Annotated in this window: 21 protein-coding genes; 15 read left to right on the forward strand and 6 right to left on the reverse strand. The window is 66.9% G+C overall.

All coding sequences use genetic code 11. The features are described 5' to 3' along the window. Nucleotides 1-7 precede the first annotated feature (7 nt). The gene (locus tag LKD76_RS23480; protein WP_227983571.1) at nucleotides 8-1,546 is read right to left on the reverse strand and encodes a hypothetical protein; all 1,539 of its coding nucleotides are present in this window, start codon (nucleotides 1,544-1,546) and stop codon (nucleotides 8-10) included. After that, complete coding sequence (locus LKD76_RS23485) at nucleotides 1,543-2,949, reverse strand: hypothetical protein (protein ID WP_227983572.1); 1,407 nt, start codon at nucleotides 2,947-2,949, stop codon at nucleotides 1,543-1,545. Before LKD76_RS23485 ends, LKD76_RS23480 begins: the two co-directional genes overlap by 4 nt. A 456-nt stretch (nucleotides 2,950-3,405) precedes the next feature. Between LKD76_RS23485 and LKD76_RS23490 the strand changes: the two genes are divergently transcribed. The 6 genes from LKD76_RS23490 (at nucleotide 3,406) to LKD76_RS23515 (ending at nucleotide 8,003) form a co-directional block, all read left to right on the forward strand. After that, nucleotides 3,406-4,728 carry an ABC transporter substrate-binding protein gene (locus tag LKD76_RS23490; RefSeq protein ID WP_227983573.1) on the forward strand — a complete coding sequence of 441 codons (1,323 nt, stop codon included), beginning with the start codon at nucleotides 3,406-3,408 and terminating at the stop codon, nucleotides 4,726-4,728. A gap of 67 nt (nucleotides 4,729-4,795) precedes the next feature. Beyond that, nucleotides 4,796-5,704, forward strand: a complete 909-nt coding sequence (locus LKD76_RS23495; RefSeq protein ID WP_227983574.1) for a carbohydrate ABC transporter permease — start codon at nucleotides 4,796-4,798, stop codon at nucleotides 5,702-5,704. Then, complete coding sequence (locus LKD76_RS23500; RefSeq protein ID WP_227983575.1) at nucleotides 5,705-6,556, forward strand: carbohydrate ABC transporter permease; 852 nt, start codon at nucleotides 5,705-5,707, stop codon at nucleotides 6,554-6,556. Nucleotides 6,557-6,683: 127 nt separating this feature from the next. Continuing rightward, the gene (locus LKD76_RS23505) at nucleotides 6,684-6,926 is read left to right on the forward strand and encodes a hypothetical protein (protein WP_227983576.1); all 243 of its coding nucleotides are present in this window, start codon (nucleotides 6,684-6,686) and stop codon (nucleotides 6,924-6,926) included. A gap of 168 nt (nucleotides 6,927-7,094) precedes the next feature. Continuing rightward, a complete protein-coding gene (locus LKD76_RS23510; RefSeq protein WP_227983577.1) occupies nucleotides 7,095-7,724 on the forward strand; it encodes a hypothetical protein in 630 nt (209 codons plus the stop codon). Nucleotides 7,725-7,823: 99 nt separating this feature from the next. Continuing rightward, complete coding sequence (locus LKD76_RS23515; RefSeq protein WP_227983578.1) at nucleotides 7,824-8,003, forward strand: hypothetical protein; 180 nt, start codon at nucleotides 7,824-7,826, stop codon at nucleotides 8,001-8,003. Nucleotides 8,004-8,082: 79 nt separating this feature from the next. Here LKD76_RS23515 and LKD76_RS23520 read toward each other — a convergent pair whose 3' ends face one another. After that, nucleotides 8,083-8,847 (reverse strand): group II truncated hemoglobin, encoded by a 765-nt coding sequence (locus LKD76_RS23520; protein WP_227983579.1) that lies wholly within the window; start codon nucleotides 8,845-8,847, stop codon nucleotides 8,083-8,085. 110 nt (nucleotides 8,848-8,957) lie between these two features. On the opposite strand from LKD76_RS23520, the gene LKD76_RS23525 reads away from it, so the two are divergent. Further along, nucleotides 8,958-9,962 carry a dihydroxyacetone kinase subunit DhaK gene (locus LKD76_RS23525; RefSeq protein ID WP_227983580.1) on the forward strand — a complete coding sequence of 335 codons (1,005 nt, stop codon included), beginning with the start codon at nucleotides 8,958-8,960 and terminating at the stop codon, nucleotides 9,960-9,962. Beyond that, nucleotides 9,959-10,630 (forward strand): dihydroxyacetone kinase subunit DhaL, encoded by a 672-nt coding sequence (dhaL, locus tag LKD76_RS23530; RefSeq protein WP_227983581.1) that lies wholly within the window; start codon nucleotides 9,959-9,961, stop codon nucleotides 10,628-10,630. The genes LKD76_RS23525 and dhaL overlap by 4 nt, the downstream gene beginning before the upstream one ends. 258 nt (nucleotides 10,631-10,888) lie before the next feature. On the opposite strand, the gene arfB is transcribed toward dhaL, so the two are convergent. Further along, nucleotides 10,889-11,317, reverse strand: coding sequence for an alternative ribosome rescue aminoacyl-tRNA hydrolase ArfB (gene arfB, locus LKD76_RS23535; protein ID WP_227983582.1), 429 nt, complete (start codon nucleotides 11,315-11,317; stop codon nucleotides 10,889-10,891). A gap of 229 nt (nucleotides 11,318-11,546) precedes the next feature. On the opposite strand from arfB, the gene LKD76_RS23540 reads away from it, so the two are divergent. The 5 genes from LKD76_RS23540 (at nucleotide 11,547) to LKD76_RS23560 (ending at nucleotide 16,833) form a co-directional block, all read left to right on the forward strand. After that, nucleotides 11,547-12,434, forward strand: a complete 888-nt coding sequence (locus LKD76_RS23540) for an alpha/beta fold hydrolase (protein WP_227983583.1) — start codon at nucleotides 11,547-11,549, stop codon at nucleotides 12,432-12,434. Between the two features lie 186 nt (nucleotides 12,435-12,620). Further along, nucleotides 12,621-13,031, forward strand: coding sequence for a hypothetical protein (locus tag LKD76_RS23545; RefSeq protein ID WP_227983584.1), 411 nt, complete (start codon nucleotides 12,621-12,623; stop codon nucleotides 13,029-13,031). A 367-nt stretch (nucleotides 13,032-13,398) separates the two neighbouring features. Further along, on the forward strand, nucleotides 13,399-14,916 hold the full coding sequence (locus LKD76_RS23550) for a DHA2 family efflux MFS transporter permease subunit (RefSeq protein ID WP_227983585.1): 1,518 nt from the start codon (nucleotides 13,399-13,401) through the stop codon (nucleotides 14,914-14,916). Between the two features lie 502 nt (nucleotides 14,917-15,418). Then, nucleotides 15,419-15,967 (forward strand): hypothetical protein, encoded by a 549-nt coding sequence (locus LKD76_RS23555; RefSeq protein ID WP_227983586.1) that lies wholly within the window; start codon nucleotides 15,419-15,421, stop codon nucleotides 15,965-15,967. Between the two features lie 464 nt (nucleotides 15,968-16,431). Next, nucleotides 16,432-16,833 carry a MarR family winged helix-turn-helix transcriptional regulator gene (locus tag LKD76_RS23560; protein WP_308188572.1) on the forward strand — a complete coding sequence of 134 codons (402 nt, stop codon included), beginning with the start codon at nucleotides 16,432-16,434 and terminating at the stop codon, nucleotides 16,831-16,833. Nucleotides 16,834-17,043: 210 nt separating this feature from the next. On the opposite strand, the gene LKD76_RS23565 is transcribed toward LKD76_RS23560, so the two are convergent. Continuing rightward, on the reverse strand, nucleotides 17,044-17,820 hold the full coding sequence (locus LKD76_RS23565) for a hypothetical protein (RefSeq protein ID WP_227983588.1): 777 nt from the start codon (nucleotides 17,818-17,820) through the stop codon (nucleotides 17,044-17,046). Between the two features lie 449 nt (nucleotides 17,821-18,269). After that, complete coding sequence (locus LKD76_RS23570) at nucleotides 18,270-18,680, reverse strand: nuclear transport factor 2 family protein (protein ID WP_227983589.1); 411 nt, start codon at nucleotides 18,678-18,680, stop codon at nucleotides 18,270-18,272. A gap of 93 nt (nucleotides 18,681-18,773) precedes the next feature. Between LKD76_RS23570 and LKD76_RS23575 the strand changes: the two genes are divergently transcribed. Continuing rightward, nucleotides 18,774-19,358 carry a TetR/AcrR family transcriptional regulator gene (locus tag LKD76_RS23575; RefSeq protein WP_227983590.1) on the forward strand — a complete coding sequence of 195 codons (585 nt, stop codon included), beginning with the start codon at nucleotides 18,774-18,776 and terminating at the stop codon, nucleotides 19,356-19,358. A 573-nt stretch (nucleotides 19,359-19,931) separates the two neighbouring features. Beyond that, the gene (locus LKD76_RS23580; protein ID WP_227985373.1) at nucleotides 19,932-20,618 is read left to right on the forward strand and encodes an MBL fold metallo-hydrolase; all 687 of its coding nucleotides are present in this window, start codon (nucleotides 19,932-19,934) and stop codon (nucleotides 20,616-20,618) included. Nucleotides 20,619-20,709 lie beyond the last annotated feature (91 nt).

Here is a 20,709-nt window from a genome sequence, read left to right on the forward strand (position 1 = left end):
GCGCCGCCTAATCCGGTGGCGGGGCCGCGTCGACCAGTGCCGCGTGCAAGGCCTTGGCGGCAGCGCCGGCCCGCTCGCGGTGCAGCACGACGTCGGCGAACGCGGCGCCCACCGCTCGACGCGTGTCGAAGCGTGCGCTGTCACCGGACAACCCGGCACGCCACTGCCGATACCCGCGCAGCAGTTCGGCGAGGGTCGTATAACGCCCCGCCGCCGCGCGCATGTACTCCGCGATCAGGGTGTGCTGGGCGGTCCTGCGCGCGACATCGCCCCCGGCATCGCTCAACGCCACGCCGAGTTCGCGGACGGTCGCGGTGTACACCACAGATGCTTCGAAATCGGTTCCGGATTCCGGTGTTTCGGCCTCTGCCTCGGGTGGGCAAGCGATTCGCCGGTCGAGGGTGATCGACCGGACGGTCGCGCAGTCACGCCGTTCGCGACGCCACAGCACGCCGTCGACGTCGTCATCCGGTTCCGCCACCGCCACGACATCGAGACCGATCATCGGATAGTCGGTGAGCACCCGATCGATCGCCGCCGCGAACTGACGGACGGGCGGCTCCTGCAGGCCGGGCAGATCGAACCCGGTCACCGCGACGCCGTGCCGATCGGCCAGTGCCCGCGCCAGCCAGGCGAGAAACGGTGAGCCACCGGGACGGCTGTCCGCTCGTTCCGGCTCGCGCCGTCGATCACGTTTGCGCTGCTCGTCGCCCTTGCGAGGACGTGACGGAGCGCCGGATCGCGGGCTCGACGAATTCGGCTCGGCTGCCGCGGGTCCGCGGGTCGTGGGCGACGCCGGTCCGGTCCACGGCGTGCCGCGTCCGGCACCGGTGGACCCGGAATTTCGCCCGGACGTCCCAGACCGGTCGGCACCCGGAGTACGGGGCACATCACGTCCGGTGGGCGGCGGCGTCACTCCTGCCGGACGGGACCGGCGGTCCGGATCCGCGCCGGGTTTCGCGTCCTCCTGCCGATCGGGTGCCCGCGTCGAAGGATTCGACGACTGCGGATCGCTCCGCGACGACGACGGTCCGGGCGCCCCCGGCGCCGCGCCGGGCGTCGATTGCGCGGCGGCGCCGGGGCCCGACGGCGATTGCGCGGCGGGCCTGTCGCCTTGTGGCGCGGAAACCGTTGCGGCAGCGGGTTTCCCCGCCTCCGGAGTCGGCGATGATGTGGGGTCCGGGGACGGCTGCGCCCCGGTTCGGTTGTACGGGTCCGGACCCGGTGCGTCGTCGGCGGGTCGGGCGATTCGATCGGCGCCGCCGAGATCTTGGGACTCGAATTCGTGCGCGGCGTTGGCGACCTGCAGAGCCGCCGCGCGCAGGCTCTCCTCCATTGCCCGTAGACCGGCCAGCAATTCATCGGTGTGCGGCGTGAAGTCCTTGGCGAAGGCCTCGCCCAGATCGTCGTCACCCCAGCACCCGTTCGCGACGGTCAAGCCGCGCCGCAACTCGGCGTAGGTGTGGCCGACCCGGTCGCCGAGTTCGGCCAGGCGTGCGCCGTCCTGCCGCAGCGTGTCGGGATCGACCCGGATCTCGTCGCTCACGACTCCTCCGGTACGCCACGGCCGTCCCGGCGAAGCCGGAACCTCCGCTCGAATCCGGCCACGAACTCCGCCCGCTGCGCCGACGTCGAACGCTCCACCACACCGTCGTCGGCGACATGGAAGACCGTGCGATCCAGCGCGATCTCCCCGGCGGGAGCCGGCGAACTCACCCTCCAGCCGGTGCCGAGACGTTCGGCGCGCAAAGCCGACAACGGGTATCCGGTGGTGTCGTAGTCGCGGCGGAGTATGTGATCACGGACGAGGGCGACGGCGTCGTCCTCGGTGATCTCGTCCGTCTCGTCCGCCGCCAGACCGGCGGCCAGGAATTGGAAGAAGGCGCCGTCGATATCGGCGCGGGCGTCGTGACCGAGGACGTGCGCGAGCGTCGCGCGCGTCACCGAGCCCGATTGGGCGGCGATCACCAACTCCTGCGCGCCCTTCGGCGCCGTGCCCGACGCTTCGGTCAGCAACTTCTCGACGACACCGGCGACGGTGCCGGCCGTCCACACGGCGGGCACGGCCGGTGCGCACTCCGACATCGGGGCGGACTCGCCCCGATACCACCGGCCCGCTTCCCACCAGTAGCAGAAGGACAACAGCCCGGTCATCGCACGCGGGTTGAGCACCGGATCGGTGACCCATTTCGGGGCGCCCGAGAAGAATCCCGGCGCGACCGCGCCGTCGTTGTAGACCGCGTCCAGGATGGGCGCATTCCAGACTCCGCCCGACAGCACCGCACGATCGCCGGGAAGCAAGGTCAGCGTCGAACCGCTGCGTCCCGCGCTCTCGAACACACCCATCGACGGCCCGATCCGCGGACCTCGCCGCGATCCGACCGTCGTGAAGGCCGCCGCCAGCACCGCCCACCGGGCCCACAGAACCGGGAGGTCCGGCAATTCGTCGTCCACCGGCACCGCCCGCACACCGGCGGCGCGGTCCGCGCGCGCCTGCTCCGCGGCCTGCTGCGGCGGTCTCGACGGCACCTCGGCGCGCCCGACGTAGGCGGCCAGCCACACCGGAAGTCGTTCGCGGGGATGGCTTTCCAGATCGGCACGATAGGCTTCGGGGGCGAACATCTGCTCACCCGGAAAGGGCTCCTGACCGTCGTCACGGAGGACCTCGACACCATCCGGCCCCGTCCGCACACACAGTCGCCACCACGGTCCGTCGCCGGACCGGGCCGACTCCGCGCGATGCCGGCGCACCGCATCCCACACCGTGTCGGACACCCTGCAACGGACCGTCCGCGTGCCGTCCTCGGCCAGCAGCAGCGCCGACTCACAAACGGCTGTCATGGCGAACCAGGCTTCGAGCCGACGCCAGCCGGCCGGGGCGAATTCGGCCATCCCGCGCGCGATCTCCGCGATCGGCTGCGCGGGATCGACGTCAGTGCCCCCGGCCACGCCACCCTCCCGCGGACGTGGATGTCCGACGCGCCGGACCGCCGGCACCGCCCCCGCTCCACGCAGAGTTCATCAGCAATCCCCCGGATACCCTCGATCGGTCGTCATCAGCACACACGTCGTCACGTTGACGATCGCTTCGTATCTCGCGCGGCGCAAGTGTCTGTTCCCACCAGTGGCGAGTGACCGCGGCCGCTCTCGCGAGGTGAATTCCACAGCGGTTGCGATGGTCCAGGGTGCGCGAGCCTGTCAGCGGCGCGCGGCGACCCGATCGGTACTCGCCACCACGCTCGAACGCCACATCGATCCGGTTGCACCACAAACGGATACCGTCGCCCGAGCGTGCCGCCGATCTCCGCGATGGTCGACCGGTCTCCTGTGTTTTCCAGACGAATCCGCCACCGCGGTATTACGTTTTTCGCAACAGTTCGCTTGTTGTGGTCGAACGGAGCGCGGGTGGCATCGACTCGGAGGTTCGACCGGCGCACACTCCTGCGGGGTGCGGCGGCGGTCGGGGCGGCAGCGGCCGTGTCCTCGATGACCGGCTGCGGCGACAACGACGACGAGGCACTCACCTTCTTCTTCCAGGCCAAACCCGATGAGGCGAAGGTTCGGCTGAAGATCATCGACGAGTTCCGCAAACTGCACCCGGACATCAAGATCCGGACCCAGATGTCGGGCCCCGATCCGCAGACCCAGATCCTGACCTACTGCGCGGGCGGCAAGTGCCCGGATGTACTGATGTCGTGGGACCTGTCGTATTCGTTCCTCGCCGAACGCGGCATCTTCGCCGACCTGGACACGATCCTGAACAAGGACCCGGCGTACGCGGCCGAGCTGAAGCAGGACAGCTCACCGGCCCTGTACAACACGTTCCGCTACCGGAACACGCAGTACGCCCTGCCCGAGCAGTGGGCCGGAATCTTCCTGTACTACAACAAGAAGCTCTTCGCCGAGGCCAAATTGCCGCCCCCACCCGCGCGCTGGGAGGACGCCTGGAGTTTCGACGAATTCCTCGCCGCCGCACGGGCGCTCACCACACGCGACAGCTCCGGCGAGGTCACCCAATGGGGATTCGTGGATCCCTGGACCGTCTACTACTCCGCCAGTTGCTTCGGCATGAACAACGGCGTCGAATGGTTCACCCCCTCCATCGATCCGACCCGCACCAATATCGACGACGACGCCTTCATCGAGGGCGTCCAGTTCTACACCGACCTTTCCACCCGACACGAAGTGATGCCGAGAATCGAGTTCCAGCAATCGATCTCGTCATCGGATATGTTCGCCCAGGGCAAGGCCGCGATGGCGCTGTCCGGGCACTGGATGTACAGCGCCTACACCGGCCGGGAAGATCTCGACTTCGATGTCACGGTGCTGCCGGTCGGTCCGCGCGGTACCGCCGCCCGCTCGGATATCGGCACCACCGGCCTGTCCATCGCCGCAGACAGCCCGCGCAAGGACCAGGCCTGGGAATTCGTCAAGTTCGCCACCGGACCCGTCGGTCAGGCGATCATCGCGAAGTCGGGACTGTTCGTCCCCGCGTTGAAGTCGGCGCTCACCTCCGACGGGTTCGCGCAGGCTCACACGAGGGTGCACAACCTCGAGGTGTTCCACGGCGGCGATCACGCCAACAACCTGCCGGTCACGCCCGCGTGGCCACGCGTCGACGCGGTCATCCAACAGGGCTACGACCACGTGTTCCGCGGCGCCGCCTCAGCGGACTGGTTCAAGCAGGGCCTCGCCGGCCAGATCAACGACCTCCTGGAGGCACAGTGAGCGACAATCGCGCAGCGGCTCGCTGTGCCGACCGGGCGCGGGTGTCCCGCACATCACCGGAGGCCGCATGACGGCTCCACGACGCTCCGCGCTGCGCCGGCGCAAGGCCGCCGCGGGCCGAATGTTCATCGCGCCCAACCTGATCGCGGTCGCGGTGTTCATGGCGTTCCCGTTGGTCTTCACGCTGTATCTGAGTCTGCACCGATGGGATCTGTTCAGTCCGCCGACGTTCATCGGCGTCGACAACTTCCGCCGCCTCTTCGCCCACGACCCGCTGTTCTGGGTGGCATTGCGCAATACGGTGATCTTCACCGTCGGCACCCTGCTCCCGACCATCGCGATCAGTCTCGCCGTCGCGGCGGCGCTGAACCGAAAACTCAAGGCCATCGGCATTTTTCGCAGCATCATGTTCATGCCGCTGGTCGCCTCGACCGTGGCGATGGCGGTGGTGTGGCGACTCACCTTCAGCACCGACTACGGCGTGCTCAACACCGCGCTGGGCTGGATCGGTTTCGGACCCGTCCCCTGGCTCACCGAACCCGCATGGGCGATGGCCTCGCTCTGCCTGGTCAGTGTGTGGAAGAGCGTCCCCTTCGCCACCGTCGTCCTGCTCGCCGCGATGCAGGGCATTCCGGCCGACGTCTATGAGGCGGCCCGGATCGACGGCGCCGGAGCGGTGCGCCGATTCCGCTCGATCACCGTGCCGCTGATCCGGCCCGCGCTGGCGTTCACCTTCGTCATCACGGTCATCAACTCGTTCCAGGTGTTCGATCAGGCCTACGTCCTCACCGGCGGCCGGGGTGGTCCCGAGACCGGCACGTACGTCCTCGGAATCATGCTGTACCAGAACGCCTTCTCCTTCGACGACATCGGCTACGCCTGCGCACTCGCCTGGGTGATCTTCGCGATCCTGCTGGTGCTGACGCTGCCGCAATTGCGATTCACCCGCCGCAGCGCCTACGAAAGCGAGGCCTAGGTGGCGACAGCGACCGCGAATCGTGCCGTTCTCCGCCGCACCGTGCGCGGGACACTGCTGTACCTGGCGCTCGTCGCGATGGCATGGTGCGCACTGTTCCCACTGCTGTGGGCACTGTCGAGTTCGCTGAAAAAGCAGGGCAACATCTCCGACACCAGCATCGTGCCGACCCACCCGGCGTGGTCGAACTACCGCGATATCTTCGACCTGATGCCGTTCGGGCGAATCTTCTTCAACACCGTGCTCTACGCCGGTTGCGTCACCGCGGGCCAGGTCTTCTTCTGTTCGCTGGCCGGATATGCCTTCGCCCGCCTGCCGTTCAAGGGACGCGACGTCGTGTTCATCGCCTATCTGGCCACCCTGATGGTGCCGGCGACCGTGACGGTCATTCCCCAGTTCATCCTCATGCGCACCTTCGGCTGGGTGGACAGCCCGCTGGCCATGATCGTGCCCGGCCTGTTCGGCAGCGCGTTCGGCACCTATCTGATGCGGCAGTTCTTCATCACCCTGCCGGTCGAATTGGAGGAAGCGGCCATCCTCGACGGCTGCACGGTATGGCAGACGTACTGGCGGGTGCTGCTACCACATGCCCGACCGGCGGTGATGGTGCTCGCGGTGCTCACCTGGGTGACGGTGTGGAACGACTTCCTGTGGCCGCTGGTGATGATCCAGCGCGACGAGATCTCCACGCTGACACTGGGATTGGTGCGCCTGCAGGGCCAGTACGAGACCAACTGGCCGGTGCTCATGGCGACCTCCATCCTGATGGTGGCGCCGATGCTGGTGATCTACGCGTTCGCGCAGAAGTCGTTCGTGCGCGGGATCGCGATGTCGGGAATGGGTGGGCGGTGAAATCGTGACGGGAAGGGAAGACCGCCGCCGAGTGCTTACGGTGGGTGGGCGGCAATACCTGTGGAAGACCTACCACCGGCACGAAGACGGCTGTGAGGAAATTCTGCGACTGCGGCAATCGGGATCAGTGGCAGGCTTGACACTGGTCTTCCGCCCCGGCGAGGGGCGTTATGTGCCCGACGGCTACCCATCCGCGGCCGGTGACATCCGGGTCGGTGATCGTCGGCTGAACCTGAATATGCCCGGTGTGGTCCGCGCGTTCATCGACGCGGTCGACGAGGCGGGCTGGATGGCCGACGCGCGCACGAACGGCCGCCGTGACGGCTGGGATCTGTTCGACGACGCCTACGCCAGGCATACCGACGGCTGAGCGGCGCTGGGAGCCCCGCGGCCAGACCTACCCGATCGGACGCGCGCGTCGGGGTCCACATCGCGAACGGCCGCCACCCGGCAGCACGCCGAGTCCGAGTTCGGCCGCGTAGGACCGCTGATCGCGGGTACTGCGAGAACGACATCAGTGTCGACGATGGGAGGCGTCATGGAAGACGTCGACGAGAGGACTACAGCACGTGGCGGCCGACTGCGTATTCCACGCAGCCGTGGCGCGCTGGGCGGGCTCATCGTTCTGGTGCTCGGGATCTGGGGCGCGCTCATCCCGTTCATCGGGCCGTATTTCGATTTCGCCTACACGCCGGACGAGCCGTGGGTGTGGTCGGCTGCGCGTGGCTGGCTGCAGGTACTGCCGGGGGTGGCCACGGCGATCGGCGGACTGCTCATGCTGGTGAGCGGTAACCGCGCCACCGCGTTCATGGGCGCGTGGCTGGCCGCGGCAGCCGGTGCGTGGTTCGTGGTCGGACCCGCGCTGGCAGGCCCCATCGGCCTCGGCGATATCGGTACGCCGCTGCCGGGATCCGAGTGGAAACAAGCCCTCGTGCAACTCACCTTCTTCTCGGGGCTCGGCGCGGTGATCCTCTTCTTCGCCGCGACAACGCTGGGTCGGCTGTCGGTGCGCACTGCCCGCGATCTCGCATTCGGACAGCGGGCGGCCGAGAACGTGGAAAATCGCCCGGTGACCGATGCGCCCGGCCCGGCCGATTCCGCCGCAGCCCGCCGATATTCCAAGCCGGGCATCCACCGTTGGCCGCGTCTGCACGGCGGCCCGGCCTGACTCCGACGGCGCAGCGGACGGCGATGAGGGACCTGGTCACCCCTTATCCACTGTGGCAGTCTGGAACCTATCCATCCGCTCGGATGCGAAGGACACATCATGTTCACGAATATCATCGAGCCACTCCAGCAACTCGCTGAACAGAATCGCGATGTCATCGGATTCGTGGTCATCAATCTGGGCAATGCCGCGCTCGGCGTTGCCCGGTGGGGGCTGGATGTCGCCACTCCCCTGCTACAACAGTTCTTCTCCGAATACCCGCCCGGCGGAAACTACTGACCGATCGGGGCTTCGCGGTCGAGGGTGTGGGGGCCGGGACCGATTCGCGAGCCACTGCGCCCCCATCCCGAAGTCTCGATCAGGCAGGGGTGTAAGGCGGGGCGACCCCCCAACCCCAGTGCGGTACCGGGAGATGCCGCGGCGGATCGGAGTCTGGCTGCGAGTTGGTCAGTGCGATGCGGGTGCCCCATTCGATGTAGCCGATGAACGCGGCCCGGAACTCCGGGTCGTCGGGCAGGCCGGCCTCATCGGCGGCATCCAGCAGCAGCGAGACCCAGCGCCGGCGCTGGGGCTCGGAGATGGCTTTCCCCAGATGGTGAGCCAGCATGTGGTCGTAACCGCCGCGCTCGCTGGTGTAGCGGGAGGGGCCACCGAACACTTCGGCGAGCCACATCGCCACATAGCGCGGATGGCCCGGGTCCATCCCGGCGAACAACGGCCCGATCAGGTCGTCGGCCAGCACATGGGTGTAGAAGACCGTCGTGAGTCGCTCCAGCGCCTCGGTGCCACCGAGCCAGTCGTACATGCTCGGCACCGAGGATCCGGCACCTCGGACAGCGGTGCGTTCGTAGTGGCGCATCTCCTCGATGCGCCGCACATACGGTTCGATCTCGGCGAAGAAGGCCGCGAAATGTTCACCGCCGCGGAAGCCCTTCATGTGGTCCTGCGCGGAGGTCCAGGAGATGCGCAGGATGTAGCACTCGGGTTCGTCGACGCATCGCGACAACTCGTAGTCGACACACTGCGGCGCCGCCGCCAGCGACCGTGCGGCACGACCGTAGGCGGCCTCGAATTCGGCCGCGTCATGCTCGGCAATCCGGTATCGGAGATATTCGATTGTCATGGGCAACACTGTAATCGGCGAGTATCGTGGCGGATTCCGCTCTCCGCCGGGGCGGCACCCCGGCTCCGCGATACTGGGCATCACGCCGTCGATCGACGAGGAGGATATCTGTGCCCGCACTGTTCTTACTCGAATCAGGCCAGGGCCCCGAGGTGTCACTGCGGGGTTTCGTGCGCCGAAACCCGTGGGTCCGGGTCACTACCGACCCACTGTTCGTACATCACGATCGGGGTGCGCCGACTCGGCGGGTCGCCCTCGTCTCCGGCGGCGGTTCCGGCCACGAGCCGATGCACGTCGGATTCGTCGGCATGGGAATGCTCGACGCTGCCGTACCGGGGAAGATCTTCGCCTCGCCGCACAATCGCCAGGTCTACGAGGCGAGCAAGGCCGTCGCTCGTGGCGGCGGGGTGCTGCACATCGTCAAGAACTACACCGGAGACAAGATCAATTTCGGTATCGCCGCAGAACGGCTCGCCGCCGATGGCATCGAGGTCGACCGGGTACTCGTCGACGACGACGTCGCCACCGAATCCGACGAGACGGCGACGGGACGGCGCGGGACAGCCGCGACGATCGTCGTCGAAAAGATCCTCGGCGCCGCCGCGGACCGTGGTGACACCCTCACCTCGCTGGCCGCCCTCGGCCGCGAGGTCGCCGAGCACAGCCGCAGTATCGCGGTGGCCACCGAGGCACTCACGTCACCGAATACCGGGGCGCGCGCCTTCGAACTCGAACCGGATCAGCTCGAATACGGCGTGGGAATTCACGGCGAGCGCGCCTCGACCTCGATCACCAGGCCACCACTCGCGGAGCTTGTCGACCGGATGCTCACCGACATCCTCACCTCGCTGCCCGGAGGCGATCGAAATCCGTTGTTACTGTTGATCAATGGACTCGGCGCGACGACAGAACTCGAGCTCTGCACGGTACTCGAACTCGCGGCGCGCGCACTCACCGCCCGAGGCCACGAGATCTCGGCGGTCCAGGTCGGCACATTCGTTGCCGCACTGGACATGAGCGGCTTCTCGATCACCCTCACCCAACTCGCCGACGGCTGGCTCGATCTCTGGCATGCCCCGACCGGCGCACCCGCCTGGAAGGACGCCGCGCGATGACCAGCGAGGCAACGACGACGCTCGACAGCACCGTCGCCCGACTGCGGGAGGTGTTCTCCGCGGCCGAGCCCACACTCACAACGCTGGACGAGATCACCGGCGACGGAGATTTCGGCGTCAACCTGCGCGAGGGTTTCTCCGAGGTCGCCGACCGCCTCGCCGCACCGGACTCTCCCGCCCCATGGGATACGGTGCGAGCGGTCTTCCTCGACGAGGTCGGAGGCACGAGCGGCCCGCTGTTCGGGCTGCTGTTCCAATCACTCGGCGCCCGGGCCGCGCGGTCGGATTCCTACATCGACGCCCTCAGGTCCGGTATCGGCGATGGTCTGGCCGCCATCCAACGCGTCGGCGAGGCGGCAGTCGGCGACCGCACCATGGTCGACGCGCTCGCTCCCGCTGCCGAGGCGCTGCATGGCGGTGACGACGAGGTCGCCGCGATGGTGAGCGCCGCAGTGGACGGCGCGCTGTCGACCGCGGACCTGCGGGCACGTCGCGGTCGCGCGAGTTATGTCGGCGAGCGCGCCGTCGGCCACCCCGACCCGGGGGCGGTAGGCGTGGCGCTGCTGCTGTGTGTACTCGCGGAGCCGGTATCCGGCACGGAGAATTCGAAGAAGGAGCGCGTGCGTCTGCTCGATGCGGTATCCGGCTCGACATCGAGCAATGATTGAGGCGCAAGCGTTTTCGAGTCGCGGAGGCTATCGGGCGGCGCGCGTGAACACCACCCGCGTCGGCGCAGTGACCGAAAGACCGTCACCTCCCGAACTTTTCGTGCACAGCGGAGCGAGAGTGCCGAGGTGTGCACGATTGGTTCACCGTCACGGGCCGGACCGGACCGGACCGGACCGGACCGGACGAGCACATCCCGGCACGGCCTCCGGCGGTGATCAACTCGCCCCGAGTTAGGGCATCAACCGTTCCGGACGGCGCTAGTCGTCGGGGGAGATTCTGCGATTGCGCTTGGTGACGCCGCGCCGCTTCTTCGCGGCGATGCGGCGTTCCTTGGCTCCGCGCGACGGCTTGGTGGCGCGGCGAACAGGTGGCGGGGCCGCGGCGGCGTCACGCAGTAGCGAGGCCAGGCGTTCACGGGCGACAGCGCGGTTCTGCAGCTGCGCGCGTTGCTCCGATGCCGCGATCGTCAGCACCCCGTTGACCAGACGGGCGGTCAGGCGGTCGAGCATCCGGGGGCGCAGCCACTCCGGCACCGAGGGCGAGTTGGCGAGGTCGAACGACAGCTCCACCCGGCTGTCGGTGGTGTTGACGTGTTGCCCGCCCGGACCGGACGACCGCGAGAATCGCTCGCGCAACTCGGACCCCGGTATCACCAGTCCCCGAGTCACGGTCAGGTCCTCTGCCATCAGACCGCGCCTTCCGATCCTCGAAACGATCAAGCCACGTCGGTCAGGTTGCGACTGAACTGCGAACTTGTCGTTCACGATAGCGACGACCTCGTCGACGCGTAAACAAGCACATCTGGCTGAACCGCAGGGTAATGCCGCATTCGGACGGTTGCCGGGAGTGCACCGATGACTTTCTGGTGAATGTGTCGTCGATACCTCCGGGTATACCGATGGACAGGAGTCAGGCATGACGAGACCGTTTCCCGTGGGCACGACCTCGATACGGGCGAACGGCGTGGAACTCGGTATCGAGAGCTTCGGCCGCGCGGACGATCCGCTGGTCCTGCTGGTCGGCGGCACCACGATGTTGTCCTGGCCTGACGCGCTGTGCGAGCGGCTCGCGGCCGGTGGACGGTGGGTGGTCCGCTACGACCTGCGCGACTCCGGCGCGTCGACCACCCTCGACCCCGAGAATCCGGCCTACGACCTGCGGGATCTCGCCGCCGACGCGGCTGCCTCGGTCGAGGCGCTCGGCGCCGGCACCGCCCACCTCGGTGGAGTCGGCGTCGGCGGGATGGTTGCTCAGGTCGCCGCCCTGGACCACCCGGACCGGTTCTCCGCACTGACCCTCGTCGGCACCCGGCCGGTGGCGCCGGGCCCGGTCGACGAGGACCTGCCCGACCACGACTTCGCGGTCATGGGCCCACTGTTCTCCCGCCCGCAGCCGGACTGGACCGACCAGGACTCCGTCGCGGCCTTCGCCGCCGCGGGGGCCGAGTCGATGGGCAACGATCGGGAGGAAGTGCGCGCGACGGCAGCCCGGATCTGGGAACGGACGCCGTCGAACAACCGCGCGGTGCACCAGGCGAATCAGCTCGGGATGGTGTTCTCACGGATCGATTGCGCGCCGCGCTGGCGGGACCGACTCGGTGAACTCGACATGCCCACGCTCGTCGTGCACGGTCGCGCCGACCCGTTCTTCCCGGTCGGCAACGGTGAGGCTCTCGCCGCCGAGATACCCGGTGCGCGCCTGCTCGTTCTCGATGGCATGGGCACCGCTGTGCGCCACGCTGCCGCCGGCCAGGTCGCTGCCGCCATGCTCGCCCCGCACCCGCTCAGCGGGGAGATGTCCTGAGTCAGGGGGAAGCGGGCATCGACTGGACGCCATTCCAGAACACCGAAGTATGTCCGGACCAGACTTCTCGAGTACGGCCGAGCGGCGACAACGACTACCGTCGGGGATTCCTTCCATTGGGAAATAGACTCCGGTACGCATACGATTCGGGAATTGCTCTGCAGCGCAGCGAAAGTGAGAAACTCGGTGTCCACCCCCAAGCGAAGTGCCCGACGACTGTCGATCGTGGGCGTGGCGATATCCGGTCTCGCGGCCGTGACGGTATCGACAACCGTCGGCGCGGGATCTGCTCAGGCGTTGCGGCCCCGTGAAGCGTTCTGCTCGTCGGTTCCGATCGACAGCCGTGTCGATATCGAATGCACGAATACCGATGTGGGCCCGGCAACGGCCGGAGTGTTCGTCATGTGCAGCGACCTCCGCCCGCTGGTCCAGGAGGTACGGATTCGCCCCGAATCGACAATCAAGTTGAGCCAGGACTGCGGTCCCGGCGCGCACCCGATCTCGTGGAACGTGAACGCCAAGAGCGACCATGAGCGCGACCGCGAACGCGACGCCGAGATCGACCACGAACGCCTCTCCGGCCACGATCACATCTGACGCCGCGATTCGGGCACCGAACGCTCGAACCGACCACGTTCGCGCCCGCGACGGCGATTGTTTTCATGAGCCGAACCGGATCGGACACAGCCACCCTCACTGCCACGGCCCGATCACTCGCGGCTCATCGTCAACCGGACAACTCCGCCCACTGGACCGATTGGCGGCAGCGGACCGTCCGCTCGTATTCCGACGTCGGGATGCGCATACGGAGGAGTCACCCGCCCCCGACTCGTCCGAGCTCCCCCAGCCGACGAAGCCGTGGCAACCTGTGCATTGACAGCACCGCGATGATCGACCTCACGACGGGTAGTCCGAGGGTGTTGTCGCCCGGTCGAGCCCTGGCACCTTCAATGAGGGAGCTGATATGGAATCCTCCACCGCGCAGCAGTCGGGCAAGCTCGACCGCGGTGTGATCGTCACCGGACTCGTCATCGTGTCCGGAATGATCATGGTGGTCCTCGACACCACGATCGTGAACGTCGCCCTGGACTCGCTGAGTACCGAACTCGGCGCCACTCTGTCCACGACGCAGTGGGTGGTGACCGGTTACCTGCTCGCGGTGGCCCTGGTCATCCCGGTCACCGGATGGGCGATGGATCGGTTCGGGTCCAAACCGGTCTGGGTCACCGCGGTGACCCTGTTCGTCGCGGGCTCGGCTCTGTGCGCGGCCGCCTGGTCCATCGACAGCCTGATCGCCTTCCGCATCCTGCAGGGACTCGGCGGCGGCATGTTGCTGCCCGCCGGGCAGGCGATCATCACCCGTGCCGCGGGCCCGCAACGCCTCGGGAGGGCCATGGCCATCCTCGGTGTCCCCATGCTGCTGGGACCGGTATTCGGCCCGGTGATCGGCGGCCTGCTGGTCCAGTACACGAGCTGGCACTGGATCTTCCTCGTCAACGTCCCCGTCGGCGCCCTCGCCCTCGCGCTCGCGATCTGGAAGCTCCCGCACGGTGACACCCTGCCCGAGCACGGCCGACTCGACCTGTGGGGCCTGATCCTGCTCTCCGGCAGCCTCGTCTGCCTGCTCTACGGGCTGTCGCAGGCCAGCTCACACGGCGGATTCGCCGGGTGGGGCGTACTCGGCTGGCTCATCGGCGGCGGCGCGGGCCTGGCCCTCTACACCTGGCACAGCCTGCACAAGGGAGCCGACTCGATCGTCGACGTCCGTCTGCTCACCAACCGCCTGTTCGCCAGCGGAACGATCGCGGTATTCCTCGTCGCCATCGGACTGTTCGGCGGCATGCTGTTACTCCCGTTGTACTACCAAACCGTGCGCGGACAAGGCCCGCTCGACGCCGGCCTGCTGCTCGCACCCCAGGGTTTGGGCGCGATAGTGGCGGTGGTGATCGGCGGCCGGCTCACCGACCGTATCGGCGCCGGCTACGTGGTTCCGGTCGGCGTCGTGCTCGGCCTGATCGGCACCCTCCCGTTCACGCACGTGGGCACCGACACCTCCTATGTCTGGCTCTGCGTGGCCTTGTTCGTGCGCGGTATGGGCCTCGGTGCGGTGATGATGCCGACCATTTCGGCTGCCTACACCGGACTGGGCGGAGACGCGGTGAACCGCGCGGCCCCGACCCTCTCGGCCATTCAGCAGGTCGGCGCCTCGCTCGGCAGCGCCCTGCTGGTGACGGCACTGACGCAGCACCTCTCCGCACTGCTGACCGAGCACGGAATGCCTTCCGGCAGCGGTGGTTCCGGCCAGATCAGCTCCGTCCCGCCCCAACTCATGCCGATCATCGGGCCACTGCTCGCCGACTCCTTCGGCTTCGCGTTCTGGGTGGCTTTCGCCCTCACCGCGGTGATCATCATCCCGGCCATGTTCCTGCCGCGGCACGCTGCGGGGGAGCGGAATGAGACGCCGGTCGCGCCGGATATCTGATCGAATCCCGAGCGCGAATTGAACTGACCACCCTCTTTCTGCTTCCTGTTCCCGCGGTGGGCAGCAAGACCTGGCGAAGTTGTCGAACAATTCGCCCACGATTCGGCTGACGGACGACAACCGGCGCCTGGGCGACAGAGCGGTCACCGCGTGAGCCGACAGCCGCAAGGACGAATGCAATTTCACGCCAACTCCCGCAATCGAACGAATTGGCGAGCCTTTCCATTCCTCCCCCGACCTGGAGCGATGCGCGGATGGTGCATTCTCGAGCAAATATGATTGCACCGGGAATTAACTTTCCATGGTAAATAATTAATAGCAGTTAATGATATTCCAATGCCATATTTTGCTTTCGTGATTTCCGCCCGGAAATGATGAGGACGGGCTATATTTTAGATCCTCCCCCATTGCTCTACATTCCCTGGAGATAATCATGCGATCCATGACGTCTTTCCTGCGTGCCGGCGTTCTCGCCCCAGTGGCCGTCGCCACCATATTTTCCATGGCGGCACCGGCGAATGCCGCACCCGTCGACGTGAACTGGAGCTGCAAGGGCACCATTCTCGGTATCGGCCAGACCTCCAGTATGGCCACGACCGTCACCGGCTCCGCACCGAGCTCGGCGGCGTCGGGCTCCGCGGTGGCGATTACCCTCACGCCGGGTCCCTCGTCAGTCCCCAGCTCGGCTTCCGGCTTCACCGTGAACAACATCAGCAACCTGAAGATGACCTTCCCGACTCCGGCGAATTCGACACTGGTATCGGCTACCGCCTCCGGAGGCACCGTGGCCGGCACCGTCTCCACATCGGGCGGGAATGTCGTTCTGACGGTTCCGGGCCCGATCGCGGGCGGTACGACCTTCACACCGCCGGCGGTGACCATCAACGTCACCGCCGGCACCGCCGGGACTCCGATCACGAGTAAGTACGCCGGTACCAGCTACACCGCCCCAGGCATGACCATGACGACCAATGTGAACTTGGTCGGCAACGTCGCGACCGCGTGCTTCCCGAACCCGTCCCCGACCCTCACCACCACGTCGGTCAGCTGAGGCCGATGGCAGGTGTGACGGCCGAGGCCCGCGTGAGCGGGCGGTGCTGAACAGCCTGGGCCGGGCCGCCGGCAGTCCGGCCCAGGTTCACCGAGAGGGACCGAGTGGGCAGCACCACCGATGGTTGTGTCGTACAGTGCATGTCCGGCACTGCCACGGTCGCTTCGCCAGCCGTGGCGATGCCCGTTTCGTGATGTCGTTCAGCCGCGCTCGGGCTGTCGGCCATCGATCGTCAGGAGCCCGCATGCCCGCTTCGAACGCCCGGCGGGGATGCTCACCGCAGCTCCGCGTGCCCGACGGCGACTTTCGCCGAGCGGTTTCGGCGATTCACGTGATCGAGGGGAAAGTCTGTGTGCCCGAGAACAACTGAACCGGCGCGAATCTCGGTCGAACTCGCGGAGGCCCTGGAGTTCTTTCACGAAACCGCCGAGAACATGATCCGCGAGCTGGTCAGAGTGCTGGGCGTGAACGAAACCGACCGACGCGCACTGGAAATCGTCCTCCTCGAGGAGGAGAAATCCGCGACGCCGGGAATGCTGGCCGAACGGCTCGGTCTGACCTCTGCAGGCGTCACCATCATGCTCAATCGGCTGGAGAAGCAAGGCTACATCGTCCGCTCCCTGCACCCCACCGACCGTCGGCGCGTCATCGTGATGGCCACCGAAGTCGCGGACCGTCGCGTACGAGAAACCGTTGTCCCCATGATCGTCGAGACCTACAAGTTGTTGCTGAGTTGGTACGACTCGGCGCAACTCGAAACAATCGCCGACTTCCTCACCCGCGTAGGCGAACTGCAGCGTGCCCACTGGCAACGGCTTCGAGACCGGGCGCCCTACTCGCAACCTGAAATCCCGAAAATGTCGTAATCACAACAGATCCGGTGTGCTTCGAGATGTCCGCCGGAAGTTGACACCATTCGAGACCGGATGAGTGTCCTCGTACACCGGCTCGGCACGGCGATCTTGTCATGCGTGCGCGGATGTTCGGCGAAATTGCCGATTTCACTGCGTGGTCTCGACGTGTCTTCGAGTAAGAGAAAGCAGTAGTTGGATGCAACCTGTCGACAACAATTCGGATCACCCGGCAGTGCCGGACAGCATCGCCGAGACTTCTCCGACGCGAGCGCTGCGGCGGACCGCGGGCTCATCGGCCTGCCGATGGCGTCGGCAACTCACCCGTACGGGGGTGGTGGCCGCGATGGCGACCACGGCGATCGGCCTGACGATCATCGCTCGGACCGATTCGATCCCGGCACACGGGAACGATTCGGAAGCACTCGCCGGTGAACCCGCCGTGCGGATTGTCGCCGGTGGTACCGCGCGGATCGCGCCGGAGGCGGTGAGCACGGACCCGGTCGCGGGCAACGTCTCCAGCGTCAGCACGACGGTCGAAGCCGACTCCACCCAATCGGCCGCCGATCCCGGCTCCGTCACAACGACAGACTCCACAACGGTGACAACGACGCAACCGATCCCGGCCACGACAGCGGCTCCCCCGGCCCCGGCACCCCCCGGCGCGTCGCTCGGCGCGAGTTTCTCAGCGACAGCGAGTCTTTCGGTCCAGCTCGGCGTGCCCGGCCTCGGCTTGTTCTTCCCGGCCGCACCCTCCACAACGCCCCCGGCCCCGGCGGATCCGCCGATCGTCACGGTGACAGCCGACCCGAGCGAATCGACCTCGCCGGCCGATCCGACAACCCTCACCCGCACCTCCGTGCCCGCGACCTCGACATCGCCACTCACCACGACAGCGCCGATTACCACGTCCCGCCCGAGTACTTCGACGACCACCACCCCGAAGAAGAAGTTCGACTCGGCAACGGCGTCCACCACACCCGGGACGCCGACAACATCCACTCATCCGACTACACCGTCGATTGCGCAACCGCCGGCCACTTCACCACGGGCCGCGACCGTAAGATGAGCCACCGTCGGCACCGATCGTGGCCGGGTCGCCGGTATCGGCTCCGGCGCATGACGGGACAATGCGCTGCTGACTGCTCGGATCCGGCGATACGTCGCGCGACCAGCGGGACCGCGACCGCCAACGGGCTGCAGCCGCCGCATTTGCGTCACCGGCACGACGCGGCGTAACACGTCACCGAGGCAATCGACGCGGGAGTGGAGGGGGCTGCTGCATGGACAGGTGACCCGTCACGCTGCTCGCGAGCGCGATGAGATACCGGTAGCGCCGGGCATCTGACCGAACGAGATCGCGAAAATCGCGCCACCACAGGCCTTCCGGCCGTTGAGGCAGTCATCCGGCGCTACCGCTTCCCCTCGCTCTCGACGAAGGCGACCGAGGCTCAGCTCAGGTCCGGGAGGAAGGCGTGGCCGACATAGTCACGGAACAACACGATCTTCCCTTCGCGGATCCGGAAGACCTGAATACACGGCACTTCGAATGACTGGCCGGTCGACGTGACGCGTCCGACGGAGGTCAGTTCGACGATTACGACCTCCGGATCGGCGGTTTGGTGGGTCTGGCGCACAAGCAGCTCGTCGAGACGGGCCCCACCGCGGTCGACGTCGATCGCGTATGCCCGAATCGCCTCCTTGCCTACCAACCGGTCAGGCAATTCGCCTGCGGTGAACGGCATCTCGATCACGCCGTCCTCCGCGAACAGGTCCACGAACGCGTGCATGTCGTTGGCGAGTATCGCCTTGTTTCGCTCTTCCAAGACCTGGAGCGGGCTCTCGACACCGGACCGACTCATGGCAATCACCTTTCATTCAACGCTTGTTGTATCAACGATTCAACGAGCGTAGAATGAAATCTTGCGCCGGTCAACGCCCGTAGAATGACCCGCGTGAGCAACCCCCCAGCGCCCACTTCGCGGGCCGAGCAGCGACGCAACACCGAGGCGCGGATTCTCACCCATGCCCGCACGTTGTTCGCCGAATCCGGCTACGATCGCACCACCATCCGCGCCGTCGCCACGGCGGCCGGCGTGGATCCTGGACTCGTCATCCACTATTTCGGCAGCAAACAGAAGCTGTTCCTGAGCGCCATCGGGTCCGGAACGGCACTGCTCGCCGGGGGCAGTGCCGCGGATGTCGCCGAGCAGCTGCTCAACAGACTGCGCGGCTCACTGATCGAGGAACCGGTTACCTCGCTGGCCATGCTGCGGTCGATGCTCACCCACCCCGAAGCCGCGGAGGAAATCCGCACCTCTTCGCGCATCTACAAGGATCAGATCAGCGACGCCATCCCCGATGAGGAAGCCGATCTGCGCGCAGAAGTGGTCAGCGCCGCGCTGATCGGCATCGTCCTGTGCCGCCATCTCGTCAAGCTCGATCACCTCGCCGCGGCCGACCCGGACAGGGTAGTGGAGATTCTGCGCCCCGCCGTCCGCTCGATCACCAAGGCCGACATCGACGACGCCGCGGACTGAACGCGCTCGAAGATGGGGCATGCCCCCACGGCATTCCCCAAACACACGCCCGCCTCGCTCGGCCACGATGCTCCCCCACCCCTGAACGTCCCACTTGATGCCGTCGGCCGAGTGCACCTCGACGCGTTCGACCGATCAGCTCCCCTCAGTCGGCCCCGGACGTCCGACCACACAGTGCGGTCGTTTCGTGCGCCACGTTTCCGCACAGGGCGGCTCAGAACTAGCAGATCGGCTACTCCGGCGACTGCGCCGACAACTCGGCAACGCACTGGGTTGCCTGGCGCGTGTGGCAGGGTCGGGGTGCGTTCGCCGGACAGGTATGGCAGAAGACTGAATCCAACCAGGGCCGTGTGCATCCGAACGCGAACCGAGCTGCGGCGCGCCGCCCGACTTGTCCCGAACGCGCGGCAATTCGAGCGGGCACCGGAATGTGCCGCAGATCTTCGTTCTGCAACGGGTTGGTCATTACCAGCGATGTGAGTTCGGTGTCCACTGTTGGCGTGTCATCTCTGCCCAGAGCAGATCGAATGGGATGACCATCTCGTCTTCGGTAGTTTCGCGGGTGTGGAGATCATGTCCGTGTTGCCGCAGCTGAGCGCACTCCGGTTTTCCGAGGTGAACGACCTCAATATCTACGTGTGGAACGACGGCGCGGAGGTGACGCTGATCGACAGCGGCCTGCCGGGGGCCGCCGAGGAGATAGAAAAGGGGCTTCGCTCACTGGGTTTCGACTGCGGCCAGGTACGGCGAGTGATCCTCACCCATGCCCATGCCGATCATGTCGGCTCGGCAGCCGACCTCGCCGAGTGGGGAGCCGAGATCTGGGCGCATCACGCCGATGCCGATATCGTGCGAGGCGAGCGTCCACAGCCGGCTCCGGTGCTGCGCGATTGGGAGCTCCCGATCGCCGAGGCCCTGGAACTGGGCCCACCTCCGCGCCCGGCACCGGTCCACCGCGAGCTGCGCGACGGCGAGGTGCTCGACTTCGGCGGCGGTGCCGAGGTACTCGCTGTCCCGGGCCACACCGAAGGCAGCCTGGCGTTGTATCTGCCGCGCCACCATGTGCTGTTCACCGGTGACACGTTGGCCAACGTTCGCGCTGTCACAATGCCCGGTGTGTTCAATCTCGACAGCGCCGCGGTCGATGCGGCTGCCCACCGGTTGACCGAACTGGACGCCGACATCGTCTGCGTTGGCCATGGTGATGTGCTCACGACAGAGGCCCTGAGCGCGTGGCGGGCTCGGCGGCCGGCGCGCTGACAGGGAACACGCCACGGCCCGTTGCCACCCGGCAAGTGCACCAGAGCCGATAAACCGACACTCCCGATGCACCGCAAGCGAATCGATCGCA

Origin of the sequence: Nocardia spumae (genome assembly GCF_020733635.1) — a bacterium.
Taxonomy (GTDB): domain Bacteria; phylum Actinomycetota; class Actinomycetes; order Mycobacteriales; family Mycobacteriaceae; genus Nocardia; species Nocardia spumae.